Source organism: Vibrio sp. 10N.261.54.A5 (assembly GCF_041471145.1).
GTDB lineage: Bacteria > Pseudomonadota > Gammaproteobacteria > Enterobacterales > Vibrionaceae > Vibrio > Vibrio crassostreae_C.
The window spans coordinates 1-26458 of sequence record NZ_JBFRNU010000096.1 but is presented as its reverse complement, the minus strand read 5'-3'; the positions used below and the strand labels follow the sequence as shown (position 1 = coordinate 26458).

Annotated in this window: 17 protein-coding genes; 11 read left to right on the top strand and 6 right to left on the bottom strand. The window is 43.8% G+C overall.

Annotated elements, in window-relative coordinates; translation table 11 throughout:
• Window positions 1-30: 30 nt before the first annotated feature.
• Window positions 31-939: a S1 RNA-binding domain-containing protein gene (locus AB4329_RS22010; protein ID WP_017059694.1), complete on the bottom strand. Its 909-nt coding sequence runs from the start codon at window positions 937-939 to the stop codon at window positions 31-33.
• Between the two features lie 28 nt (window positions 940-967).
• On the opposite strand from AB4329_RS22010, the gene AB4329_RS22005 reads away from it, so the two are divergent.
• Window positions 968-2323 carry a hypothetical protein gene (locus AB4329_RS22005; RefSeq protein WP_372139279.1) on the top strand — a complete coding sequence of 452 codons (1356 nt, stop codon included), beginning with the start codon at window positions 968-970 and terminating at the stop codon, window positions 2321-2323.
• Window positions 2324-2431: 108 nt separating this feature from the next.
• On the opposite strand, the gene AB4329_RS22000 is transcribed toward AB4329_RS22005, so the two are convergent.
• On the bottom strand, window positions 2432-2917 hold the full coding sequence (locus AB4329_RS22000; protein WP_372139278.1) for a PaaI family thioesterase: 486 nt from the start codon (window positions 2915-2917) through the stop codon (window positions 2432-2434).
• Window positions 2918-3094: 177 nt separating this feature from the next.
• Window positions 3095-3982, bottom strand: a complete 888-nt coding sequence (locus AB4329_RS21995; protein ID WP_017059697.1) for a putative PEP-binding protein — start codon at window positions 3980-3982, stop codon at window positions 3095-3097.
• Between the two features lie 207 nt (window positions 3983-4189).
• On the opposite strand from AB4329_RS21995, the gene AB4329_RS21990 reads away from it, so the two are divergent.
• Window positions 4190-5248: a 3-deoxy-7-phosphoheptulonate synthase gene (locus tag AB4329_RS21990; RefSeq protein ID WP_017059698.1), complete on the top strand. Its 1059-nt coding sequence runs from the start codon at window positions 4190-4192 to the stop codon at window positions 5246-5248.
• 12 nt (window positions 5249-5260) lie between these two features.
• On the top strand, window positions 5261-5743 hold the full coding sequence (locus tag AB4329_RS21985) for a YajQ family cyclic di-GMP-binding protein (RefSeq protein ID WP_017063832.1): 483 nt from the start codon (window positions 5261-5263) through the stop codon (window positions 5741-5743).
• 185 nt (window positions 5744-5928) lie between these two features.
• Here the strand turns inward: AB4329_RS21985 and AB4329_RS21980 are convergent, their stop codons facing one another.
• A complete protein-coding gene (locus tag AB4329_RS21980; RefSeq protein ID WP_017059700.1) occupies window positions 5929-6870 on the bottom strand; it encodes a bifunctional precorrin-2 dehydrogenase/sirohydrochlorin ferrochelatase in 942 nt (313 codons plus the stop codon).
• 480 nt (window positions 6871-7350) lie between these two features.
• Between AB4329_RS21980 and AB4329_RS21975 the strand changes: the two genes are divergently transcribed.
• The 6 genes from AB4329_RS21975 to AB4329_RS21950 all read left to right on the top strand — a co-directional run bounded on the left by AB4329_RS21975 (window position 7351) and on the right by AB4329_RS21950 (window position 12980).
• Window positions 7351-8379, top strand: coding sequence for an amino acid ABC transporter substrate-binding protein (locus AB4329_RS21975; protein WP_017059701.1), 1029 nt, complete (start codon window positions 7351-7353; stop codon window positions 8377-8379).
• Between the two features lie 71 nt (window positions 8380-8450).
• Window positions 8451-9656: an amino acid ABC transporter permease gene (locus AB4329_RS21970; protein WP_017063829.1), complete on the top strand. Its 1206-nt coding sequence runs from the start codon at window positions 8451-8453 to the stop codon at window positions 9654-9656.
• Window position 9657: 1 nt separating this feature from the next.
• Window positions 9658-10755, top strand: a complete 1098-nt coding sequence (locus tag AB4329_RS21965; protein WP_102319807.1) for an amino acid ABC transporter permease — start codon at window positions 9658-9660, stop codon at window positions 10753-10755.
• A 22-nt stretch (window positions 10756-10777) separates the two neighbouring features.
• Window positions 10778-11542: an amino acid ABC transporter ATP-binding protein gene (locus AB4329_RS21960; RefSeq protein ID WP_017059704.1), complete on the top strand. Its 765-nt coding sequence runs from the start codon at window positions 10778-10780 to the stop codon at window positions 11540-11542.
• Window positions 11543-11824: 282 nt separating this feature from the next.
• Window positions 11825-12490, top strand: coding sequence for a Bax inhibitor-1/YccA family protein (locus tag AB4329_RS21955; RefSeq protein WP_017057206.1), 666 nt, complete (start codon window positions 11825-11827; stop codon window positions 12488-12490).
• Between the two features lie 160 nt (window positions 12491-12650).
• A complete protein-coding gene (locus AB4329_RS21950; RefSeq protein ID WP_017057205.1) occupies window positions 12651-12980 on the top strand; it encodes a TusE/DsrC/DsvC family sulfur relay protein in 330 nt (109 codons plus the stop codon).
• Window positions 12981-13039: 59 nt separating this feature from the next.
• Here AB4329_RS21950 and yccX read toward each other — a convergent pair whose 3' ends face one another.
• Window positions 13040-13327, bottom strand: coding sequence for an acylphosphatase (gene yccX / locus AB4329_RS21945; RefSeq protein ID WP_017059706.1), 288 nt, complete (start codon window positions 13325-13327; stop codon window positions 13040-13042).
• Between the two features lie 88 nt (window positions 13328-13415).
• On the opposite strand from yccX, the gene AB4329_RS21940 reads away from it, so the two are divergent.
• Entirely contained in the window at window positions 13416-14819 is a 1404-nt protein-coding gene (locus AB4329_RS21940; RefSeq protein WP_372139277.1) for a methyl-accepting chemotaxis protein, read from the top strand.
• Window positions 14820-14947: 128 nt separating this feature from the next.
• Window positions 14948-16141, top strand: a complete 1194-nt coding sequence (locus tag AB4329_RS21935) for a class I SAM-dependent methyltransferase (protein WP_017059708.1) — start codon at window positions 14948-14950, stop codon at window positions 16139-16141.
• Window positions 16142-16228: 87 nt separating this feature from the next.
• On the opposite strand, the gene AB4329_RS21930 is transcribed toward AB4329_RS21935, so the two are convergent.
• Window positions 16229-26365: a tandem-95 repeat protein gene (locus AB4329_RS21930; RefSeq protein WP_372139275.1), complete on the bottom strand. Its 10137-nt coding sequence runs from the start codon at window positions 26363-26365 to the stop codon at window positions 16229-16231.
• Between the last annotated feature and the right edge of the window lie 93 nt (window positions 26366-26458).

The following is a 26458-nucleotide window of genomic DNA, read 5'->3' as shown; positions in this document are numbered from 1 at the left end:
GTATTTTAGGACGAGACACGAAAGGACCGCTTACTTAACTAAGCTGATACCTTCTTTGTCGATAGTGATCTTGCCAGATTTGTATAGACCACCAATTGTCTTCTTGAACGTACCTTTGCTGGTTCTGAATGCAGAGAAAATAACTTCAGGAGAAGACTTATCATTCAAAGGCAGGTAACCGCCTTTCTTCTCAAGCAGGTCAAGAACCTTAGTGCTTAGGTCATCCATCTTAGCCACACCAACCTTCTGAAGAGACAAATCAATCTTACCGTCTTCTTCACGAACGTTTTTAATGTAGCCTTTTAGTGTTTTACCAATGAACAGCTTACCGATGATGTCAGATGGGAAAATCATACCCCAGTGTTCACCGTTCACGATCGCTTTGTAACCTAACTGGCTGCGCTCAGCGATAATGAGATCGACTTGCTCATTTTGCTTATAAGTCGCAGGCGTGTTGTCTAACCATTTGTTGAACTTCGTTGTACCAACGATACGGCTCGATGCTTTATCGATATACACATATACTAAGATTGACTGACCTTCGTTTAAACGGCCACGCTGCTCGCTGAAAGGAACAAGAAGGTCTTTACCTTTCACGCCCCAGCTCATGAATGCACCAGTGCTGTTAACACCTTCAACCGTCATCAAACCAAACTGGCCTACTTGAGCTATTGGTTTTTCAGTCGTTGCAGCGATCTGGTTGTCAGAATCTATGTATAAGAAAACATCTAGCTTTTGACCAATTTCAACACCTTCAGGAGTAAATCGTTTCGGCAGCAACACGGTTCCATAGTCGCTCGCGTCAAGGAATACACCGAAGTCTGCTTGTTTTACTACTTCTAAGTTGTTTATTTGACCAATATTAATCATCAAGGTTGTCTCTACTTTAAATTTGGCGGAGATTATACGTGATCTCTGATATGCTTTCGCTAGTTTCATTCATATTTTTACATTCTAGGAGACATCGTTGATCACCGTTGATAAACAAGATGCGATAACACTTAAAATTAACCATGCCATGGCTAAGACCAAAAAGCTCGACATGGACGTTTATCTATTCATTCCCGGTGAACTTGGACTGACTCCTGAAGTGCTTTCTGAAAGTGCCTTTTTCTACAGCTCAATCACTCAAAAACGTGCCTACTATAGTGACAAAACACTTTTACCTTTGGTACACAGTCGCTTGGCAAAACGTGGACGCTTATCTACAACACAGTATCGTGTCAGTTTGAGTCTGTTTGCCTACCAATATGTTATCGCGTTAGATAAAGCAGTCAGCAGCTTAAATAAAACTGATAGTGACGACGTAACGGCTGATGAAGTAGATGAAGTCATTGAATTGGCTTTAGATATCTTGAAGAAGCTACGCCGAAGCATCCCTTACGAAGAAAATCTCAAGCGCTACTACGCTAATATCGATAACTACCTATCTTGGTATACCGAGCAAAAGTTCCTATCGCTAGTTTCACACATGCCACGAGGTAGTGAGTATTCAACGATTAAAGAACGACTCTTAACGCTTTGTGATAAAGAGACCGCGCACCGTAAACTGAACCACTACAACTCAGCAAGAGTTCGAGAGGACGTTACCCGCTTGAGTAACAAGATGCGTTTGCTGCGTCGTTTGATTGAACACCCTATCGTGCTTAAAGAAAAGACAACGTCGATGGGTAAGAACGTTAAGCGTGCCGTGAAAGGCATCGCGACCGGTTTGGTGATGGTTGTCGTGACCACTACTGTGATCTTGGCTCGTGACTTTCTTGGTGAGATTACCGCCTCTTTCATCGTGGCAATGTCTTTCATTTACGCACTGCGTGAGATCTTTAAAGATGACTTGAGAGACATCCTTTGGCGCTGGCTGCGTAAAGGCAAGCCAAAATGGAAGCGTCGTTACTATGATCCAACGACCAACAAGTCAGTAGGCCATAAACTGGAATGGTTGGACTACGCAAATTTTTCTAAGCTTGCAGATCGCATTCAGTCGATCCGTAAAAAGCGTGTGGTACAACGTGAAGAGCAAATCTTGCATTACCGCTCTCATACTGAGATGTCGACATCGACCTTTATGAGTGGTTATGAGGAGACTCGTGAAACGTTATCGATCAGCCTCAGAGCGCTGACACGGTTGATGGATAAAGGCTCAAACAAGATCTACCGCTTGAATGAAGGACAAGTGAGCCGCGAATCAGTAGAAAAGCGTCATCTTCTCAACCTGATCATTAAAGAGAACAACCATGATAACGAACCAACCTACTACCGTTGGAAGATCGTTATGAACCGTTCAAAAATAGTTGATATTGAGCAGATCACTCAAGAGTCATAGAGCCGTTATAAAGTTCTCTATAACGGTATGTGGAAACCATTCACATACCGTTGTTTTATCTCTTCAACGTTACCCATGACTTCTAAACCAAAATCTATTATTTAATCGCTATTTTCTTGAAGGGACTTTCTTAATTGAAAGCGTAAGCGTGAACGCCGCCATCGGCTCGTCACCATGTAAAGATGGGCAAGTCGCGATAATGGTTACGGGTTGATTGACCCGTTCTCCGGTCGACATGGTTTCTGCCAGCATAGTGTTGATCAGCTCACCGTCGTTACAAGTGAAATGCACATCACCTTCAGGGCGCTTCAAAAAGTTACCCGTCACCTCTTTAAAAGCCAACGAGATCTTTTCACCTTGCTGCTGAGATTTGCTCATCGCAAGAAACCCACCCGCGACATCCGCACCTACAGCCAAAACGCCAAAGTACATACTGTTAAGGTGATTCTTAGTACGCCTTCTAAGCGGGATTTTCACTTCAACATGTTGGTTGTCCAACGCGAGTAGTTTTGGTCGGCACAACCAGATAAGTGGGACTTTGAAAAAGCCAAACATGCTTAAGTAGAAATTTGCTTTTTGTAGAGGGGTCAACATTCGGATTACCTAGTCAAATCAGTCATCAGACCAGTTAATCGATTAGCGATAGAGATGTCAAAAAAAATGTTACAAAAAAGAGATATCATCGCATAATGATATCTCTTTCATTCTCAAAGCTTTAGCGCTTCAAATAAACGGATAGAGCCAGTTGACTTACTAAGACAACAAACCGATTTATGCAGTCACGACCGTTTCTACGCCTTCAAGATCAGCTATGTAACCTTGTAGACGTGGGTAATCCACTAAGCCTTGAGTTACTAGCAGCACTGGCTTCTTCGCGTTCAGGGTTGCTTTAACAATCATATCCAACAAAGTAATGACCGCCTCATTTTGTGGATCAAAAGCGTGTTGCTGAGCTTCATTGTGTTTGTCTACGCCTAAAGTGAAAGACGCTAAGCTATCAACGTTTACCACTACACCATCGAAGTAATGCAGTAAACGTTCGCTCAGTAGCACTGCAGACGGCACATCGCACGAGAACAGTACTTTCAAACCGTTAAGGCCGCGTGGTAGCCCTTGCTCGGCAAGCAGGTCAATAATCTTAGCGGCATCGCTTAACGCACGAACGTAAGGCACAACTACTTCAACGTTGATGCCCTGCTCACGTAATGCCTTAATAACCTGACATTCTAAAGCGAAAGCCTTGCTGTATTCTGGTGTCGCGTAACGAGCAACGCCACGAACACCTAGTGCAGGGTTAATCTCTTCTGCTTCACAGTTCCCGCCAAGCAGCGAACGGAATCCATAGCTGTCTGCACTGCTTAATGCGATACGAACAGAAGTGTGATTTGGCTGAACGGCAGCTTGAATGGCAATCACTAAGGTCGAAACAAAATGCTCATCGACTGTTTTATCGCCAAGGATCGCTTCTAAAGACGTTTTTTCAATATCAGTCAAAGTATCTAAGTGACTCTCGATACTTGGGTGGTAGAAGACACGATCCATCACTAATTCTGATAATGAAACGTATAAGTGGTTAGAATTATTATTATCGTTGTAAGAAGGCAGCACATCACCTAAGACGAGTTCTGGGTGCAAAGTGCTTTGATTTTCTTGAGTCATTGCTGCTCCAGCATTTTTATGTTGTGTTCAAACGAAAATACCGATAGCTGCCTGTTAATACAAGTGAAAATCCCTTATTTGACGCTGGCCTGCTGATAAAAATAAGAATATTAGCAATAACTGAGATAACTTTGACTCAATAGAGTTTATTCCTCTGTTCAATTCCGTTATCTTAACCACTTCGCAATAGAATAAAAAAGCTATCACATGCCATTAAAAACTGATGAGTTGAGAACCCAAGCTCTGGGTCCTATGCCAACTCCTGCCGAACTAGGCAATGCACACCCTATTACTGACGACGTTGCTGAGCGCATTAAAAATTCTCGCCGCCAAATCGAAGATATCCTAACTGGTCGTGATAACCGCCTATTAGTTATCGTAGGCCCTTGCTCTGTTCACGATACAGATGCGGCACTTGATTACGCTGAGCGCCTAAGCAAAATTCAAGACCAGTACAAAGATGAACTGTTCGTTGTAATGAGAACCTACTTCGAGAAGCCTCGTACTGTTGTAGGTTGGAAGGGTTTGATTACAGATCCTAACCTTGATGGTTCATACGCACTTGAAACAGGCTTGAACAAAGCTCGTAAGCTTCTGCTAGATATCAACAAGCTTGGCCTAGCTACCGCGACTGAATTCCTTGATATGATCACAGGTCAGTACATTGCAGACCTTATCACTTGGGGTGCGATTGGCGCTCGTACAACTGAATCTCAGATTCACCGTGAAATGGCTTCTGCACTGTCTTGCCCTGTTGGCTTCAAGAACGCGACCAACGGCAACATCAAGATTGCTATCGATGCAATTCGTGCAGCACATGCTTCACACTACTTCTACTCTCCAGATAAGAACGGCCGCATGACGGTTTACCGTACTTCTGGCAACCCATACGGTCACGTTATTCTACGTGGTGGCGATAAAGGCCCTAACTTCGACGCTGAATCTGTAGATACTGCATGTAAGCAACTGGCTGAATTCGATCTACCTCAACGTTTGGTTGTAGACTTTAGCCACGCTAACTGTCAGAAGCAACACCGTAAGCAGTTAGAAGTTGCACAAGACATTTGTGAGCAAATTAAATCTAACAAGAACCAAATTGCAGGCATTATGGCAGAGAGCTTCATTATTGAAGGCAACCAGCCAATGACAGACATTAACAACCTAGAATATGGCAAGTCGATTACTGACCCATGCCTAAGCTGGGAAGATACTGCAACAATGCTAGACATGCTTGCAACAGCAATTAAAGATAGAAACTTAGCTTAAGGAAACAACACAATGCCATCATTTGACATTATCTCTGAAGTAGAAGCAGTAGAACTGCGTAACGCAGTAGACAACGCAAACCGTGAACTATCGACTCGTTTCGATTTCCGCGGCGTTGACGCAAGCTTTGATTACAAAGATGAATCAGTAAAATTGACTGCTCAAGACGATTTTCAACTGAAGCAAATGCGCGATATCCTTCGCAGCAACCTAACGAAGCGTAATGTTGATCCTAACGCGATGGAAGCGAAAGCGGCAGACCAAACAGGTCGCACTTGGCACCAAACGGTTATCTTTAAGCAAGGCATTGAAACTGATGTCGCTAAGAAGATCGTTAAGCTAATCAAAGACAACAAAGTTAAAGTTCAAGCTTCTATCCAAGGCGACAAAGTTCGTGTTACTGGTAAGAAGCGTGATGACCTACAAGCTGTTATGGCTCTAGTTCGCGGCGGTGAACTTGGTCAACCTTTCCAGTTTGACAACTTCCGCGACTAATTATTGAGTTTGAGCGACCGCCTATTTGGGTTGCTCATTCATCAGCACAATGTCGTGTTTGAAATAGCAAAAAGCCACTTCTCGAAGTGGCTTTTTATTTATCTGGTCCAGCTTTAGTTTTATTCCGAGCCTCTAGCCGATTTCAAACAACCAGAAAGCTCTCATTTCAACTAGAAGCAATTACCTCAACTGAGTACTTGGGCTGCTGACAATTTTAGATCTTTGCCGACCAACAGATTAAACTCTACGCTTGCTGGTGGAATAAACACACACACTCGTAATTTCTCTGCTCTTGCTTGCTCAAGCTTTGTTGATAGCTCTCCGCTGTTGGCGTAGCTCTCTCTTTCTGCATCTCGGCGGCACAGGTCGATAAATTCAAATGGACAATCGCTCGGTGAAAGTACGAGCTCTGCCTCCTGCATCAAACGTAAAGCCTTCATAGACAGCAGCTCGACATCTTGCTCGAATTCAATCCAAGTGACCTGCCCTTCGCTATCAATGCCTTCGGTTAGCGCTTGCTGGTAGTAAGACTCTAACTGCTCTCTGTCATTCACCTGCTCGATAAAGCTGGATGACAAGAAACGCTCCCAAAATTTACGACGCTCGTCGACGGTTGGGAATGACTCTTTGATTGAATTGCGTTTTGATGCACCGAAGTCTGCTATCAAACCTATGTTTTGTGGCAATACCGTTTCGAGTTTTTCTCTGATATTTCTTACTAAAACAGGTGATGCCCCGCCACTAGAGATGGCAATTTGGATTCTGCCGCGATTTATCATCGAAGGTGTGATGAAGTCGCAGTAAGGAAGATCGTCAACCACATTGACTAAAATGCCCAGTTTTTTCGCATCATTATACACTTGGTGATTCAAGCTTGGGTTGTCTGTTGTGGCCCAAACCTGCAAGTAATTTTTCGATATGATCTGTGACGAGTAAAAGTTTTGAACCCAGTGAAGCTTGTTCTCGTCCACAAGCTGCTTTAAGTAAGGCGCTACCTTGGGAGACACCAAAGTCACATCCGCTCCCGCTCGTAGTAAGCTATCGACTTTACGGCAAGCAACCTCACCCCCACCAACCACTAAGATTGGCTTATTTTCTACATCCAAAAACATTGGGAAATAACGCATGTTCTTCCTTGAGACTACTTCAATAACTATTAAGCCATGCTACCAAATTTGGAGCATATTCATAACTATCGAAGTGTAATAAAAATATTTATTGACCAAATTTCAACATTTCTTAAGTTTAATATTTCATCATTGTGATGTTTATTCAGAATATTTATCTAGTCGATTATCAATATAAAAATCTAAATCTCGTTGCACCAACAGTGTGAACCGTTGCACTATTTACATTCACTTAACATTTGGTCATTCTAATTGTGTTCGGATTTGTGATTTCATTCAAAATTCTTTTTAAATTATACATTTGTGAAAGTACGGATCCTTTCCTAACCTTATAAACAGTTGTTTAAATCGCACACAGTTTCATTTGCAAAATGCAACTCGTTTAATTTGAACAACAAGGTCATAGAAAACGCAACACATAAGAGAAACTCAAACGAGCACGAGTATCAGGTGTCACCTGGTTAACAAGGAAGGATACAAATGACAAATAAACTAACACTTCTTGCTTCAGTAGTAGCTGCATCAACTGCGATGATGGCAACATCGGCATCAGCGGCAGAAAGCACTCTGGACAAAGTCACATCTCAAGGTTTTCTAACTTGTGGTGTAAGTACCGGTCTTCCAGGGTTCTCTAACCCTAACTCAAAAGGTGAATGGGAAGGAATTGATGTTGAGTATTGTCAAGCTCTTGCAGCGGCTGTACTCGGTGACAAGACTAAAGTTAAGTATGTACCTCTAACAGCAAAAGAGCGTTTTACTGCGCTTCAATCTGGCGAAATCGACGTACTATCTCGTAACACAACATGGACATTACATCGTGACACTGCTCTAGGTCTGAACTTCGTAGGCGTTAACTACTACGATGGTCAAGGCTTCATGGTTAAGAAAGAACTTGGCCTAACAAGTGCTCAAGAGCTTGATGGCGCTTCTGTATGTGTTCAATCAGGTACAACAACTGAACTTAACCTAGCCGATTACTTCCGTAACAGTGGCATGTCTTACAAGCCAGTGGTATTCGATACGGCAGCACAAACATCGAAAGGTTTCGACGCAGGTCGTTGTGACGTACTAACAACTGACCAATCTGGTCTATACGCACTTCGCCTAAACCTAGCTGATCCTAAATCTGCAGAAGTACTTCCTGAAATCATCTCTAAAGAGCCTCTAGGCCCTGTTGTTCGTCAGGATGATGATCAATGGTTTAACGTTGCTAAGTGGACACTTTCAGCAATGATTAACGCGGAAGAATACGGCATCTCTTCTAAAAATGCAGACGAAATGCTTAAGTCAAAAGATCCAAACATCAAACGTATTCTTGGTGTAGACGGTCCTAAAGGTAAAGGCCTTGGCATTCGCGACGACTGGGGTTACCAAGTAATTAAGCAAGTTGGTAACTACGGTGAGAGTTTTGAGCGTACTGTTGGTACAGGTTCTCCACTTCAAATCTCTCGTGGTGTAAATGCATTATGGAATGCGGGCGGCTTTATGTACGCTCCACCAATCCGTTAATAAATTTTCAAGCATCAATTAGGGCGGAGTTTTCCGCCCTATTTATTAAATGGATTTGAGGTTATAGTAGTATGAAACCTAATGAAACTATTTCTCCAGCTCAGGCAAAGCCACAGCCCAAAAGTGCCAACTTATTTTACAACCCCACTTTTCGCTCCATCATTTTCCAAATTATCGCCGTCGGGGCGCTTTGTGCTTTCTTTTACACGATTGTAAATAATGCACTCACAAACTTAGATTCCCGTGGTATCACCACTGGTTTTGATTTTCTCTCACAAGAAGCTGGTTTTGGTATCGGCTTAACACTGATTGAATACGACGAGACCTACTCATACGGTCGTACATTCTTTATCGGTCTTCTCAATACCGCTTTGGTTTCAGTACTCGGCATCATGCTAGCGACAGTGCTGGGCTTTAGTATGGGTATCGCTAGGCTCTCTTCAAACTGGCTAGTTAGCCGATTTGCAGCTGTCTACATTGAGATATTCCGAAATATCCCTCTGCTATTACAAATCTTTTTCTGGTATTTCGCCGTTCTACAAGCCTTGCCTTCTGCTCGTCAAAGTATGAGTCTAGGTGAAGCAATTTTCTTGAACGTACGCGGGTTGTACTTCCCTGCTCCAGTCTTTGAGCAAGGCAGTAGCATTGTCATCGCATCATTGATTGTCGGTATTATCGCTACGTTTATTATCAACATCTGGGCTAAGAACAGACAGAAACTGACCGGCCAACAAACACCGATGTTGCGAATTGCCGCTGCGTTGATTTTAGGCTTACCGTTGATAACTTACTTTGTTATGGGCATGCCTATCTCTGCAGATTACCCTGTGTTGAAAGGGTTTAACTTCAAGGGTGGTGTTACGATAATCCCTGAGCTTGCTGCATTGATGCTCGCTTTAAGTATCTATACAGCAGCGTTCATTGCTGAGATTGTTCGTTCAGGTATTAACGCGGTAAACCATGGGCAAACTGAGGCTGCGATGTCTCTAGGCATCCCACGTTCTAGAACTCTAAAGCTTGTCATTATTCCACAAGCATTAAGAATCATTATCCCACCACTAACCAGTCAGTATCTAAACCTGACCAAAAACTCATCACTTGCGATGGCCATTGGTTATCCTGATCTTGTCTCTGTATTTGCAGGAACAACACTTAACCAAACTGGACAAGCTATCGAAGTAATCGCGATGACAATGGGCGTCTACCTAACCTTGAGCCTATTAACGTCCGCTCTAATGAACATATACAACCGCAAAGTAGCATTGGTGGAGAGATAAGATGAGTACACATCAATTTCAACCTGATCTTCCGCCTCCAGCGAATACCGTTGGGCCAGTCGGTTGGTTAAGAAAAAATCTATTTAATGGACCTGTTAACAGCGTCGTCACTGTGATTCTTGCTTACTTTGCTTTCACCCTATTATGGGCAATAGCGGATTGGGCATTCATCAGTGCCGACTGGATAGGAACCACACGTGATGCCTGTACTAGCGAAGGCGCTTGTTGGGTTTTTATCAGCGTTCGTTGGGACCAATTCATGTATGGCTTCTACCCAGAAGCTGAACTGTGGCGACCTCGCCTCTTCTATGCAACGTTGGCCATTTTTGTAGCCTTACTGGCTTATGAAAAAACACCTAAACGTACGTGGATTTGGTTGTTCTTCGTCAACATCTTCCCATTTATCATTGCTGGCTTGCTATACGGTGGCGTCTTTGGGTTAGAAGTTGTTGATACCCATAAATGGGGCGGCCTACTGGTTACACTGGTCATCGCACTTGTTGGTATTGTAGTGTCACTCCCTATTGGTGTTGCACTTGCTCTTGGGCGCCGCTCAGAGATGCCGATCATTCGCAGTATGTGTACCGTATACATCGAAATTTGGCGTGGCGTACCGCTCATTACAGTTCTATTCATGGCTTCAGTAATGCTGCCACTCTTTTTATCAGAAGGGACAGAAACCGATAAGCTCATTCGAGCACTTGTAGGGGTAGTTCTATTCAGTGCAGCCTACATGGCCGAAGTAATTCGAGGTGGTCTACAAGCAATACCAAAAGGCCAATACGAAGCAGCTGATGCTCTGGGGTTAAGCTACTGGAAAAAGACTGGGCTTATCATTCTACCTCAAGCTCTTAAAATCACGATTCCTTCAATTGTGAACACCTTCATTGGTTTGTTTAAAGATACCAGTCTTGTTTTGATTATTGGTATGTTTGATGTACTAGGAATTGGCCAAGCCGCGAATACCGACCCTGAATGGCTTGGGTATTCAACAGAAAGTTATGTATTTGTCGCGTTAGTGTTCTGGGTGTTTTGTTTTGGCATGTCGAGATATTCGATATGGCTAGAAAACAGACTTCACACCGGTCACAAACGATAATTAACAAGATCAAGGACGTATTATGACGCAGCAGACAGAAAACAACTCTCAAGGTCTTATGATCGAGTTGAAAGACATGAACAAGTGGTACGGTGAATTCCACGTACTTAAGAACATCAATTTAGAAGTTAAAAAAGGCGAGAAAATCGTTATCTGTGGCCCTTCAGGCTCTGGTAAATCAACGATGATCCGCTGCATCAACCGATTAGAAGAGCACCAAAAAGGTCATATCTTCGTTTCAGGTAATGAATTAACGGAAGACCTAAAGAACATCGAAGCCGTGCGTAGAGATGTCGGCATGTGTTTCCAACACTTCAATCTGTTTCCACATCTGACGGTATTAGAGAACTGTACTCTGGCTCCAATCTGGGTCAAAAAGATGCCAAAAGAAGAAGCCGAAGCGATTGCAATGAAGTACCTAGAGCGCGTAAAAATCCCTGAGCAAGCGGACAAGTTCCCAGGTCAGCTTTCAGGTGGTCAACAGCAGCGTGTAGCTATCGCTCGCTCTTTGTGTATGAACCCTCAAGTGATGCTGTTTGATGAGCCAACGTCGGCGCTCGATCCAGAAATGGTTCGTGAGGTGTTAGACGTAATGGTTGAGCTTGCAGAAGAAGGCATGACGATGCTTTGTGTAACGCACGAGATGGGCTTTGCTAAAGAGGTCGCGGATCGCGTTATCTTCATGGATGCCGGTGAAATCATAGAAGAGAACAACCCTGTCGATTTCTTTGAAAACCCACAATCAGACAGAACGCAGAACTTCTTAAGCCAAATCTTACACCACTAATGTGTTATGATGCATAAACTACAGAGGCGGCTTAGGTCGCCTCTTTGTTTTCAGTGTTATAATTAGTTTTTCAAGATTATAAACAGCGATTCAGTGCGATTAAAATTGAACAACGAACCTTAACTGCACTTTAAGAAATACTTTGTTACACCTTCAGAAACACTTAACCGACTATTTTGATTATTATTTTACGCATACAAGAGGAATGAGAGACTTGATTTTTCGAACTTTCACCCCCATAAATGTACTAATAACTATTGAAGTCACCTTACGAGGAAGATTATGAACAGCCCTATGTTTTCACGCACAGCATCTCAAGAAAGTGCTCTGCAAACCAATAAAGTGTTGCGTAACACCTACGCATTACTGTCTATGACACTACTTTGGTCTGCTGTTGTAGCAGGCGTATCCATGGCGATGAACCTTCCTCGCCCGGGTCTTATTATCATGCTCGTTGGCTTCTACGGCCTACTTTTCCTAACAGAAAAGAACCGTGACAACAGCATGGGTCTAGTCTTCACATTCCTATTTACAGGTTTCTTAGGCTACACCATCGGTCCAATCTTAAACATGTACGTTGGCGCAGGCATGGGTGATGTCATCCTAACTGCACTTGGCGGTACAGCACTGGCGTTTATGGGCGCATCAGCTTACGCACTAACAACTAAGCGTGACCTGTCGTTCCTTAATGGCATGCTATTAGCGGGTTTCGTAGTACTACTTGTAGGTATGGTTGCAAACATCTTCCTACAAATGCCTCTACTATCATTGGCAATGAGCGGTATGTTCATCCTGTTCTCGACTGGTGTTATCTTGCTTACAACGCAAAACATCATTCGTGGCGGTGAAACAAACTACATCTCTGCAACGATCAGCTTGTACGTATCGATCTACAACATCTTCATCAGCCTACTAAGCATCCTAGGCATCATGGGCAGCGACGACTAATCGTTCCCATCATTGAAGAATATCTAGCCCAAGAGCCTACCTCTTGGGCTTTTTTGTATCTATAAGTACGATATTTCATTGGATAGCTACAATTTCTGTTGAGAAAGACAAACTTGGTCATGTACCCTATCCGCATAGTTAATTGGATTCTGGATTAAACATGTTTGAATATAACGGCAAGCAAATCGAAACCGACGCTCAAGGCTACCTATTGGATTACACGCAATGGGAAGAAGGCATGATTGAAATTCTTGCTCAAGACGAGGCGATTGAACTTACAGATGCACACTTAGAAGTCGTACATTTTGTAAGAAGCTTTTACGAAGAGTTCAACACCTCACCAGCGGTTCGCATGCTCGTTAAAGCAATGGAAAAAGCTCACGGCCCAGAAAAAGGCAATAGTAAGTACCTTTTCAAGTTATTCAAAAAAGGCCCTGCAAAACAAGCGACCAAGCTCGCCGGTTTACCTAAACCAGCAAAGTGCTTGTAAAACCTAACCCGCTTTAGGTCATTAAGTTACGTTCAATATAAAATACTGTAGTGCTACAACTACAGTATTTTAAACGCCCCTATGCGTACGTCTTGGCGCTCACTATCTTTAACTTGATGCATCACAACGTTGTCTACTGTTGCGCTCGAAGGGCCAATATAGAGCCAAGCATGTAACTTCTCAATTTGCTGACTCTCTCCGACAACTAACACTTCAACTCGACCATCATTTAAGTTCTTTGCATAACCTGAGAGACCCATAGCTTGCGCCTGCCTACTGGTGTGGTAACGGAACCCAACACATTGAACTACGCCTGACACGACAAAAATATATTGTGAACTTTCCATAACGTTGCCTCATAAATTATATGAATGATATAGTCGAGTTTCTATTCATTCACCGCTTATTGGTGGACTTACTTCGAGTATAACGATTATGAAAGAAATCCCATTTCGTTGGATTGACAAATATCTCATTCACCTAAAAATCCAAGAAAAGTTCTATCTACTCTTCTTATTGCCTCTTCTCGCCCTGGTTATATTAACTCTCGTTTTAGATAGTGCCGCGGACTCTTTACTTGCTCACTTTTATCAAGAAGAAATGCTCTTGATGAAAGGGCTTATCGAAGCGGGTCAACTCACTAAAGATCAAGTAGCTCAGCTTGTCAGCAGCTCTGAAACCATCTCTTTAGGCTACGGTGCTGGTTCTGTTTCAGTGATGAATGGAGCGTTCAGCCTAGTTGCTAACCATGACCAAAACCTTTGGTCTGCTCTATCGACGACTCAGGTTTCTATCATCGCTGTAACCCTAACGCTTATCGCACTAGGTGTTTACTACATCATGACCTTTATTGGCGGCGCGATGTTCTCTATGAACAAAGCTCTGAACACGCTTGCGAATGGCGACTTAACTTGCCGCATGAACTACTTCTTAGTTCGTGACGAGTTCAGTGAAATCGCGATTACAATCGATAAAGTTGCGGAGCGTGAACAAAACATGGTTCTATCAATCCAAGAGTCTGTCGCTCTCATGCAGCAGATCAGCTCGGACTTGAACCAGTCAACACAACAAAGTTCAGACATCTCAGGTAACCAACAAGAACACCTGAATAGCTTAGCAAGTGCAACGGAACAAATGGCGGCTACCATTCGCGAAGTCGCTACCCTTGCTCATGCGTCTAGCTCACAAACGATGGACGCTCGCGGCGTTGCTCAGAGCGGTCAAGTCAAGGTTTCAAATACACTGGAGTCTATCTCTAGCCTATCTCAAGAGATCCAGTCCGCTTCACAAGCAGTAGAAGAACTGGATGCCAACGCGGCGCAGATCGATGAAGTAGTCACAACCATCAACGGTATTTCTGAACAGACTAACCTGTTAGCGTTGAACGCAGCTATCGAAGCCGCACGTGCTGGCGAGCAAGGTCGTGGATTTGCTGTTGTTGCCGATGAAGTTCGTGCCCTTGCCGGTCGTACTCAGCAAGCAACGGTTGAAATCCAAAGCATGATTGAATCATTACAACGTAACAGTCAATCACTGACCAAGCTGATGGAAGTCACGGTGAACAATGCTAACGAAGGCCAAACACTGATGTCAGAAGTGAACGTCGAGATCGGTTCATTAGCGGAAAAAAACCAGTCTATTTCAGATAGCAGCACTCAAATTGCTACCGCGGCTGAAGAACAAGGCGTAGTCGCTGACAACATTGCACAGAGTGTTGAAGAGATTCGCCATCAATCAGACAGTATCTGCGAGATGATCAGTAAGAGTAATTCCAATGTTGACCAACTTCGTAAACAAAGCGATACGATGGAAGGTTTGCTGACAGGTCTTAAAGCTTAATACTGATATCCACCACAATGTGTTGATTAATCATTACTAGGGCTGCTTCTGCAGCCCTTTCTTATTTGCTTTTCACCTGCACTTCCCCGACAATACCCCTCCTTCAAATTCAACAAACAGAGTAAATTATGACTCCTTCAATTCATCTAGCTAAAGGCCGAGATAAATCACTACGCCGCAAACACCCTTGGGTATTTTCACGCGGTATCGATAAGGTCGAAGGCGAACCAAAACAAGGTGAAACTGTAGACGTATATGCTCAAAATGGTCAGTGGCTTGCAAAAGCGGCTTACTCACCAGAATCTCAAATTCGAGCTCGTGTTTGGACATTTGAAAAAGAAGAGATCAACAAGGCGTTCTTCGTAAAACGAATTCAAGACGCACAGTCTTTACGAGAAGACATTATCGAACGTGATGGTCTAACGGGCTACCGCCTAACGGCCGCAGAGTCTGATGGCTTACCAGGTATCACAATCGACAAATACCAAGACTTTCTTGTTTGCCAACTGCTAAGTGCTGGCGCTGAGTTTAACAAAAGCGTATTGGTTGAAGCGTTAATCGAGTGCTTCCCTGACTGCAACATCTACGAGCGTTCAGACGTGGCAGTTCGTAAGAAAGAAGGCCTAGAACAAGTTGTCGGCGTTCTTCATGGTGAAGAGCCACCAAAATCTATCGTGATTGAAGAAAATGGCGTTAAAATCAGCGTGAACATTATGGAAGGCCACAAAACAGGCTTCTACATGGACCAACGTGATAGCCGCAAAGAATCGATGAAGTACGTTAAAGGCAAAGATGTCCTTAACTGTTTCTCATATACAGGTGGCTTTGGCCTTTACGCACTTAAAGGCGACGCGAAGCGTGTTATCAACGCTGACGTATCTCAACTTGCTCTTGATACCGCTAAATTCAACGCTGAACTTAATGAGTTTGATATCTCGAAAAAGCGCGCTGTATTCCTAAACGCTGACGTTTTCAAACTGCTTCGTGAGTACCGTGATCAAGGCACTAAGTTTGACGTAGTGATCATGGACCCACCAAAGTTTGTTTCAAGCAAGAATAACCTAACTTCAGGCGCTAACGGCTACAAAGACGTTAACATGCTTGCGATGCAAATCCTGAAACCAGGTGGCACTCTACTCACCTACTCTTGCTCTGGCTTAATGGGTACTGATTTGTTCCAAAAAATCATCGCTGATGCAGCATTAGACGCAGGCCGCACTGTTAAGTTCGTAGAACGCTTCGAGCAAGCAGCTGACCATCTAACTGACACTGCTTACCCAGAAGGCTTCTACCTAAAAGGTTTTGCTTGTAAGGTTCTTTAAATACAAATTACCAGTCTAAGAAACAGCGTTACAGTTCATAAAAAACCGAGATTCTTCAATCTCGGTTTTTTATTAGTATCAGCAAACTCAATCGTCTTTAATAACTAGGATGTCAGACAAACTATTCGTCAAGTCTGCAGCGGAGAGGCCATCAAATTCAATTTTAACTTGCTGCCCATCTTTTTCTACAACCATGGCGGAGTTAACTTCGCCTCCTTCAACCTCGATGTTGTCTAACAACTCAGTGACTTGTTGTTGAGTTGGCGCATCAGCAAATAAGTCAGACAAATCAACCTTATCTCCTTCCGCGATGCTAAAATCGGAGATTCGATCGGTACTTCCATCTAAATCACCATCAACCCACTTGAATATATCAGCGTCATCACCACCAATAAGGATATCGTTTCCGAGACCACCAATCAGCGTATCTTGACCAACTCCACCTTTAAGTGCGTCATCACCACTCCCACCATCTAAGTAGTCATTACCAGTACCACCATCGATAGCGTCGATACCTGCTTGTCCGTAAACTGTATCGTTACCGTCACCAGTGAAAGCAATATCGATGCTGTCATTCTTATTCATACTTGGTCTATAACTATCGCCTTCCGATACAAAATCATCACGCTCAGCCGCACCGTCTTTAGGGTTCTTGGCTAATGACTCACTCCCCCCAAGGTAAACCGTGTCGTTTCCACCTCCTAGTTGAACGTAATCACCACCTTTGCCAACATCAACAAGGTAATCGGTGTTTGTATTATCAAACGTTGATGTTCTCTCATTTTCTGTATTCCCAGCAGAGAATTGATGCTTCTGCCATTGAAGGTCAGCTCCATCTACGGTAATCGTGTCGGTGACATCTCCAGAAGAACTAATCGTGGTTGGTGTTACGGGCTCAGGAACCTCAATTTCTGCAGTTGCCGTAGAGCTTGCAAATTTGTCCGCTCCCGTAACATATTGCTCTTCACTAACTGCTTCAACTGTAATACCAAAATTACGATTTCCAGTATAATCCGCCGGGAATACTAATTGAGCACTTACCGTCCCCACAACTCCAGCTGCATCAACAGCAAGTGCAAGTATGTAATTACTTGTACCATTGACTGGCGTTTGCAGTACTCCATCTACATACAGTTTCGCCCCTGACGGAATACCACTCACCGTAACCGAATCACCTTTAATGATTTCACTGCCATCCGTATCTTGCAAAGAAACCGTTATATCGACAGGGATTTCCTGTTGTTGAACAATACGATAGCTTCCATCTATGTTGTTTAGTTCAACGATAGCATCAGAGAAAATCAATCGTTCAATTTCATATAAGTGGTCTCCATTTTCATCAGAAGGAGTATATTGATCATTAGGTGTATCGGTCCCCTTCGTATCTCGCACTAGCCAGTGGCCGACACCTCCACCATGATCGCCTAGATCTGTGATTATGTACTGAGAAACTGGACCTGAGTAAATTACAGTGTCATACCCATCGACACCTATATCACTGGTAGTTTCATCACCTTCAATTTTGTCATTTCCAGCGCCTGATACGAACCAATCGTTGCCCGCACCACCTATATAGTGGTCCGAGTCCTGACTTTGGTCACCAACATAAAGCTTGTCCTTAGATCCGCCTTGATGTAAGTGCTCATGAATATCCGCGTTAAGTACTCTGCCTTCCTCAAAACCATCTAATTTAAGTTCTGTAAGTAGTGTGTTTTTCTCTGTAGTAGTCAACTGGGAGAACCCAACAAGTTCTTGATATACGTCGATACCGTTGGAAAAGGTAATATCCCCAATGGAAACAGCTACTAATGGGGCATCAGCCACAGGCGTAATATCTACCGTAAGCGTATGCTCTTCTGACGTACCATTCTCGTTTACAGCCTTGAACTTAATTTCAGCGTAGTCATTCGATTTATTGCCTACACCATCAACATTAAAGCCGTCATAACCAGATTCGTTAGCATCTGGATTAAAGCCGATCACGCCTGAAATTAATTGAGCCGATGTAATCTGACTCGAGTTTAGTGGCTGCCAATTTGGCTCTTGAACAGTACCAAGGTTAATCACCAACGCTCCATCGAGTGGTTGATGAGTTATCACTATATCGTTGCCAGACTCAATCCCAAAATCATCAATCGATAGCACTAAAATAGTATCTTCTTGTCCAAAGGCTTCCTTACTCTCAGCATCCGGTCCAACAGACACTGGATGAACAATCAAGTCGAAGGCCCCGTTCGAAATCTCACTGGTATCTCCGACAATCTCGTCTGAAATCGCTTCAATCTTAACGTTATAAGTGCCTGGCTCATCAACCTGAATCATCAGATCAGCGAGCACTGTTTCGGCAGTACCATTTGATGTTAACCAAGCAGATATATCAACTTCACCATCAGCATTAACAACAAGCTCCTGATCTCCAAGTTTAACAATTGAACCTTCAGGCAAACCGGACACGACGAGTCTCAACGTCTCTGAACCATCGGTATCAACAAGCTGCGTAGTTATCTTAGAGACATTGATAAAGGTATCTTCCAGCCCTTCATTAATATCGAACGCTGGGTAATAACCACCCTCTAAGGATTCATGTTCAACCTGTGCCCCGATATTAACTTTATCCTCAAGCGAACTTACATCCGGAACAATATCGAAGTTGTCCGTGTTAAAGTCTACGGGTTCATTACCACCAACTGCGACACTGATAGTGGCATTACCTGGACCAGCCTCGTTGTCGTGGAATGCAGTAATTGTGTACCAACCAGATGCCGATGGTACAAAGGCTGAAGACTCATAGGTACCGCCTCCGCCCCAAGTTTGAGAGGCCATGGTTTCACCACCGACTTCAAGTCTAAATGAATCATCTGCATGACCGCTAAACACGTATGACTCACCAGCAACTAGGAATACCAAACCAGTAAGTTTGCTCGAAATGTTTTCGATAGCTGGAGAGTTCTGAGTGCCAAAGTCTGGCGTCTGTGTAACTTCTGAAGTGTTGGCAACACCTGCAGACTCGATTGCTTGTTCAACAACGTCCGGAGCGACACCGCTACCATTGTTGTAATCAAAGTCTAGGTTCTCCCATTGCTCTAACTTAAAACCTTCATCTAAATCTACATTTGGTGTTTCTACAACTAACTTGGCAAGTGTCGTATCAGGGCGAATATCAATCGACATCGTCGTACTAGAGCTGGTGTTGATGCCATCAGAACTGTGGTAGTTAAACTCCGCATAATCTTGCTGATTATTGCCAGTTACTACATTATCTTCATCAAACATTGATGTACTAGATTCATAGCTTACTGGGTTGAATATCAAGAAACCTTGTTCAATCTGCTCTTGGCTTACTGATACTCCTGTACCAATCGTTTCAGTATTTAACAGAACCCATTCATCAGTAGATTCGTTGTACAGATACATATCACCCGCACCTGGAGCACTAGTGATAACAATCGACAATTCACTAGAATCTGCGTCAGAAACATTGAAATCGGCCCACTTAAACGTAATCGATGAACCTTGGGCTTGTGCCTCATCGCCAATGACATGTGAGTCCTGTGCTTGCGGTGCTTCATCGTTATCAATGATCGTCGCAATACCTTGCTTACCACCCACTTCGAGCGTGAAGTTCTCATTTAACTCATCAATGCCGTCTTCGTTAGTTGGTACCTTGATGTCAAACGACGTTACTCCCGCAGGCACAACAAGCTGACCATTAACAAGCGTCACTCCCTCAGTGAACTCTACGTTGTCGGTGAAATCTTTGTTATCACCGAGCTCGGCAGAACCGGAGTTTAACGACCAGTCGAATTGAGTCTCTTGACTGCTTGTGTTAACTAGGTTCACGGTGAAGACAGCTACATCGCCTTCAATTACTTGTTCATTATTTGGATTAACCGCGTTGCTCACTGTATCGATAGTTGGAGCTTCATCGTTATCAGTAATGCTGCCCACTGCAGATTCACCATCAACAGTCACGGTGTAGGTTTCAGCGATCTCATGGAGACTGTCATCAATTGTCGGAATCAAGATTGCAAAGTCCTTCACTCCAATTGGGACAATCAGTTTTCCACTTTGCTGATCATAGGTGACGCCATTAGTAAAACGAACCTGACTCAAGTCGAGATCTTTTTCTTCACCCGAATCATTCGCAGCATCCGTGTTCTTACCAAAAGTAACGTCCAATACAGACTCAACAAGTGCACTTGAATCCAGAATTACTTTAAAGCCAAGATCATCACCTTCAACTACTGAGTCTGCTAGCAGGTCTACAGACGCAACACTAGAAGGAGTCGGTAAAGGGTTGACGATAACATTAACTTCAGCACTCGCGATTTGGCCATTATCATCAGTAACCTGATATTTAAACGTTGTTTCACCGACAAAATCATCGCCAGTTAAATCAAAGTATACGATGCCGTCTTTGATATACGCATTACCTTCCGTTTCACCGTATACATAGGTAATACGTAGATTGTCGCCATCTGAATCGATATCGTTATTTAGAAGCTCAGAACCGATAATGCCAGCAAGCTTCGATGTTGGAATCTCAAGAATGCCGCCTTGATTCACTGCATACGCACCTTCACTAGAGGCTTTAAAACCAGTTAGGAAGTAATCTGACGCATCATTATCATTCGTTGCTTGGTTGGAATACTCAGTTGCTTCAAATACCACAGTATCAAACGCGATTGGAGTACCATCAGGACCAAGCGGTGTTATTTCGTAAGTACCTTTATTGTTACCGTCTTCAGCAATAAACGTATCACCTGCAACCGCTACGCCATTGAGGTACGCTACCCAACTGCCTTGTTCATGGTTATCAGTGAAATCACCGTCATTACCTTCGTTTTTAAACAAGTTAGATACTGAAAATGTAAACTGAGTAGCAGGGCTATCTAAGTTGATTTCAAACTTCTCAGATTGCTGCTCTGCGCGATCATATTCAATCTGAGCACCCAATCCACCTACTTTGCCGGCAACACCAATCTTAATGCCGCTGTGTGCGAAGTCTTTATCTTGGCCATTGAAGCTAGCATTTAGCTCAGCGCCTTCGGCTGACCATGGAGAGTCGTTGTCTTCACTGAACTCACCCAGTTTAACTTCGAAGCCTTGCGGATCGTTATTCGCATTCAGGTCACCAGACTTATCGATAGTAACTGTCTTAACTTCACTTTCGTTACCATCACTGTCTACCGCTTTATATTCGAATGAATCTGACGCCTTAGCTTCAAGAGAAGTCAGCTCCCAGTTACCTGGTCCTTGTGTGCTTGCTTCCACCGAAACAATCTCAGCACCTTCAGGAGCGACAATCGTGACATTTTGATTATTGTGGGTGTCATCATAAAGGAAGGTTTTGTCTTCTGTGACACCATTACCATAATCAAAGGTGACTGTAATCTCAGCTCTTGATTGAACACTATCATCAGCATTTGGGGCAAACCAACCACCCAAACCACTTAGACCAACCGTTACTGAGTCCGCTGGACGAGAAGAGAAATCAATGTTGATCGCCTCGTCTTGGTGAATACCGCGATTAGTCGATGCAATACCGAAACCCATATGGCCTTGCTGACTGTTGTTTTGCACTAAAGGCTTAGCGTCAACGTTATTTCGACCTTCCGAGGTAATGGTGACGACATCACCATTATCAAACTTCAGTTCGCGAGTATACGCATCTACTTCATCACCCCAGTTATGGAACTCTGCAGTGCTATGAGGGCCTTTATCTAATGTGGATGTATCATCAACACCTAAGAAGAAGCCCGTTGATTCTTGGTCATCTTCATAAACGATGTTGTTAGGATCTGCATACGTCTGCCCAACTACCACTTCAACCTTGTTATTACCATCGACATAGTAAAGAGTTCCTGAATCAGGCAGCTCTGTGATGATCACGCCGAGATTTGTATCTGCGTCATTATCGTTATCATCTTCATTATCAGAAATATGGTCTGTACCATCACCTTCGATAGTCCCCATCCCGGTATCGAAAATAACTTGCGAAGAGCCATCTGCATTGAGAGAAATAGAGAAGTCTTCAGCTTTTGGCGGGTTATCATGGCTATCGTCAATAGCTACATTTTTATCAGCACTAGAAGTATCTAGCTTCTCAAATACATCGGTACCATCTTGGGTTACGGATACAACACTAACGTTAAACTCTTGTCCAACTTCGTATTCGTTGTCTTGTTCAGTTTGAATCTCAAAGGTCGCTGTATTTGTATTTGCGTCTACGTTTACAGTTATAACTTCAACAATATCTTCATTGCTCGCATTTGTGTAAGAGTACTGAAGAGTAACCACACTATCTTCAGGCACTTGCTCACTTAGCGTAATCGTAAATGGACTTGTCTTATCACCCTCAATAACTGAATCGGGACCAGTCAGCCCAACTGTAACGGTATCTTTGTCGTTTGTGTCTGTCTCATCGACAATCTTAGCTGTACCTGAGTCCTGTTTGTCATTTTCAACAAACTCACTAGTTGAGCTAGCATTTAGAGTTACAGTCTCTTCACCCTCAAGCAATTTATCATCAAGAACCTTGATGAAGACTTCTAAGCTATCAGAGCCGCTAGCAATAATAAGATCGGCAAGCTCCTGATCTGAAAGCGCTTTATAATCTTGTCCATCTTTAACGTAGATCTTGTCTTCGTAATCGACACCTTTAGTTGCAGTATCCCCTGCCGACCCTAGTGTAAGAGCAAGACCAACGTTCTCAGAGACAAGCTCATCTAGGTTGATTTCAAATGATAAGAAAGCATCTTCTGCTTCTGTCACTGGTTGGCCAGCAGTAACTGTTAGCTCAGCAACAGGTAATACATCAACATTCACTACAACCGTATCTGTACCACCGTTACCGTCCGACACGGCAACAACAAATGAATCATCTCCATCAAACTCGTTGTTCGGAGTGTACTTCCACTCGCCCGTTTCAGGGTCGATCTCAACACTACCGTTTGTAGGTTGGCTCACCGTGTAAGTCAGGTCAGTGTCGTCAATATCGGTTGCAGTAACCTTACCAGATACAGAGTTATCCTCTTTAGTCGATACACTTATTTGATCAATATCGCCAATCGGCACTCCATCTTTGACAAATATTGGAGCATCATTTTCTGGAGTGACATTAATCGTAACCACGGCGGAATCAGTACCACCTTTACCGTCAGAAACTGTGTAAGTAAACGTAGCGATACCATTGAAGTCATCCGCTGGAGTGTAACGAACGGCCTGAGAACCATCTTGTAGCTCAACTAACTCAACCTGACCGTATGTTGGATCAATCACTAAACTATCTAAAATGATTAACGTATCACCATCAACATCAGAGTCATTCGAAAGTAACTCGCTACTAGGTATATCGAGAGTTACATCTTCTTGTGTCTGAAGATTTTTAATCACTTCTTGAAATTTGATATTGTCTAGATAAGTCCCACTCTTGTCGCCTTCAGTGCCAACTTCTCTAAATGAAAGGGTATTTGAACCATCTCCACTCCCACCTAATAATTCCAATAACTGGGTTTGCATTATGTTACTTTCAGGGGTGATCGTAGCAACAACTTCGCAGTTCCAAATGACCTCAAGCTCAGCACTCGGCAATCTTTCGTACATTGCCGTATCAAAAGACAGTTGGTATAAGGTACCGCTTTCTACACCTTGAATTTGTTGAGTAAGGGTTACATTGTCACCATTACCTTCCATATCAATCATACGATCGCCGTCTGTTTCATCAACAGCATAGCCTTCTTGAACTGAATCTAAAGCACCAGTTCTTGCATCGTAGGACCAACCATCTAGTTGGTCGATTCGAGAACCCCAACCGGCATTTGATACCGATTCATAGTCTTCAAAGCTACCATTGACGATCAGGTTATCACCTAACGCTCTTGAATCATCGTTCGCGATAGGGTCATCATTTACTGGTGTGACATTAACGGTCACTGTCGTAGTGCTTTTTTCACCATGAGTATCAACAATGGTGTATTCGAAAGTCGCTTCACCATTGAAGTCTTGGTTAGGTTCAAACACGACATTGCCATCTATCAGCAGAACAGAACCGTTTGTAGCATCGGTTGCGTTGACAGAAAAAATGGTTATGTCATCCCCATCAACATCGAAATCATTGGCTAACAGCTCACTACCACTAATAGTAAGAGCCTGATCTTCTTCCGTTATGAGTTTGGGTGCATCTATTCCGGTAACTGTAATGTTATCGATAAACGCACCAAGCGAATCAGATTCACCCGCACCAGCAAAAGCGATTAAAGTAGCATCACTACTAACATCAAACTCAGCATTTACTTGATACCAACCTTTGTTATCCGGACCATCTAGTGTTACAGAAATGCCTTCTGGAGCAGTCACTGTTCCATCCGCATGCAGCGTAATAGTTGTATTCCCAACAGTAAAAGTCATATCAGACGACGAGTTGCCGTCTTGGCGAGGGTTATAATCGAACTCTACCCTCAAAGAGTCTTGATCCGACGTATCAATTGATGTCGTCATCACCGTGTTTTTATGTGGGTCTAGCTCTGCGTAAAAATCACCGTCGGTAGCATCAACAATTAAGCCGTCTCGCTCAATCTCTATACCATTAGTAAAGTCCCATACCTCTGATGGGTCTTTAGAAACAACCGTCCAACCCGCTGGGTTTGCCATATTTTCGAATGACTCAGTGAGCAATATGGTTTCTTGAACGTTTTTGTAAGAATCACTGATGGCTACAGGCGCATCGTTGACTGGCGTCACCGTCAAGTTGAACGTGCTGTCTACCGGTGTGCTGCCATCTTCGTTGCCGTCTTCAACGTTAATATCGAAAGACGCCGACGTGGTTTCGCTGCCGTCATGTTTAAACGTCACTTTACCCGCCGCCAACTGCGCCACCGTGAAGCTGCTTGACGCGACGCCGTTCACTAAGATTGTGCCGTTGCTCGCGTTGCCGACCGTGAAGGTCACGCCTGTGTCTGTATCGTCAACGTCTGTATAACCCAAGTCAGCTGCCGAGATCGTGTAGCTGCCTGCCTCGTCCACTTCCGCCGCCAGATCACCTGTCAGCTCCGGCGCATCATTCACTGGCGTCACCGTCAAGTTGAAAGTGCTGTCTACCGGTGTGCTACCATCTTCGTTGCCGTCTTCAACATTCACATCGAACGACGCCGACTTGGTTTCGCTGCCGTCATGTTTGAACGTCACTTCACCCGCCGCCAACTGCGCCACCGTGAAGCTGCTCGACGCGACGCCGTTCACTAAGATTGTGCCGTTGCTCGCGTTGCCGACCGTGAAGGTCACGCCTGTGTCTGTATCGTCAACGTCCGTGTAGCCTAAGTCCTCAGCCGTAATGGTGTAGCTGCCTTCTTCATCCACTTCACCCAACAAATCACCTATCAGCACTGGTGCATCGTTCACAGGAGTAATATTAAGCGTAACTTCTGCTTCGTCTTCCCCACCGTTCCCATCGGTCACTTTATATTTAAAAGTTGCCTCCCCGTTATAGTCGGTATCCGGTGTGAATATAATTGTATTGTTTGTGTAGTCGACAAACAGCTCACCATTAGTCGCGGAGGTAATTGAACCCACAACAATTGAGAGCTCATCACCATCAATGTCAGTATCATTCGCTAACAATTCATCAAAAGAAATCGTGATAGACGTGTCTTCAGCAGTAACAAGTTTAGATTGATTAATACCTGTCACTGTAATGTTATCTAACAACGCACCATAGCTATCTGAAGCTCCAGCACCTGCAAATGCAAGGTCCGTAACGTCCCCTTGGACTTCGAACTCAGCCGTGATCTTATACCAACCATTTGCGTCAGGTTGCCCTATTTGGACATTAAGTCCGTCGGCACCCGATAGAGATCCATCTGCGTGAACAGTAACTAACGTGTCACCGACTTTAAACGTCATGTCAGAAGATGAATTACCGTCTCGTCGAGGGTTGTAATCAAATTCAACACGCACGCTATCTTGGTCTGACGTATTAATATTTGTTGTGATCGCGGTGTTTTGATGAACATCAAGCTCAGCGAGGTAGTCACCGTCTGTCGCTTCAGCTATGAGACCGTCACGCTGAATCTCTAGACCATTTGTTGCTTCCCAATCATCTAGTTCGTCGCCAGTTACTACAGTCCAACGACCTGTGTTTGTCATGTTTTCAAAGGACTCAGAGAAGAGCAGCGTCTCACTATGAGTTTCATATGTGTCATCAATCGCTACTGGGCCCTCGTTCACGTTACTCTCTTTCAGGGTCACCGTCGCTTCCGCTGTCGAGCCGTAACCGTCGGTCATCACCATCTGGTAATCGCCACTGTTCGTGCCTTGCTC

Excerpts from the sequence above, each read along its gene's own strand:
- AB4329_RS22010 (WP_017059694.1), bottom strand. The coding sequence starts at position 939 with ATGAAACTAGCGAAAGCATATCAGAGATCACGTATAATCTCCGCCAAA.
- AB4329_RS22000 (WP_372139278.1), bottom strand. The coding sequence starts at position 2,917 with ATGTTGACCCCTCTACAAAAAGCAAATTTCTACTTAAGCATGTTTGGC.
- AB4329_RS21995 (WP_017059697.1), bottom strand. The coding sequence starts at position 3,982 with ATGACTCAAGAAAATCAAAGCACTTTGCACCCAGAACTCGTCTTAGGT.
- AB4329_RS21990 (WP_017059698.1), top strand. The coding sequence starts at position 4,190 with ATGCCATTAAAAACTGATGAGTTGAGAACCCAAGCTCTGGGTCCTATG.
- AB4329_RS21985 (WP_017063832.1), top strand. The coding sequence starts at position 5,261 with ATGCCATCATTTGACATTATCTCTGAAGTAGAAGCAGTAGAACTGCGT.
- AB4329_RS21980 (WP_017059700.1), bottom strand. The coding sequence starts at position 6,870 with ATGCGTTATTTCCCAATGTTTTTGGATGTAGAAAATAAGCCAATCTTA.
- AB4329_RS21975 (WP_017059701.1), top strand. The coding sequence starts at position 7,351 with ATGACAAATAAACTAACACTTCTTGCTTCAGTAGTAGCTGCATCAACT.
- AB4329_RS21970 (WP_017063829.1), top strand. The coding sequence starts at position 8,451 with ATGAAACCTAATGAAACTATTTCTCCAGCTCAGGCAAAGCCACAGCCC.
- AB4329_RS21965 (WP_102319807.1), top strand. The coding sequence starts at position 9,658 with ATGAGTACACATCAATTTCAACCTGATCTTCCGCCTCCAGCGAATACC.
- AB4329_RS21960 (WP_017059704.1), top strand. The coding sequence starts at position 10,778 with ATGACGCAGCAGACAGAAAACAACTCTCAAGGTCTTATGATCGAGTTG.
- AB4329_RS21955 (WP_017057206.1), top strand. The coding sequence starts at position 11,825 with ATGAACAGCCCTATGTTTTCACGCACAGCATCTCAAGAAAGTGCTCTG.
- AB4329_RS21950 (WP_017057205.1), top strand. The coding sequence starts at position 12,651 with ATGTTTGAATATAACGGCAAGCAAATCGAAACCGACGCTCAAGGCTAC.
- yccX (WP_017059706.1), bottom strand. The coding sequence starts at position 13,327 with ATGGAAAGTTCACAATATATTTTTGTCGTGTCAGGCGTAGTTCAATGT.
- AB4329_RS21940 (WP_372139277.1), top strand. The coding sequence starts at position 13,416 with ATGAAAGAAATCCCATTTCGTTGGATTGACAAATATCTCATTCACCTA.
- AB4329_RS21935 (WP_017059708.1), top strand. The coding sequence starts at position 14,948 with ATGACTCCTTCAATTCATCTAGCTAAAGGCCGAGATAAATCACTACGC.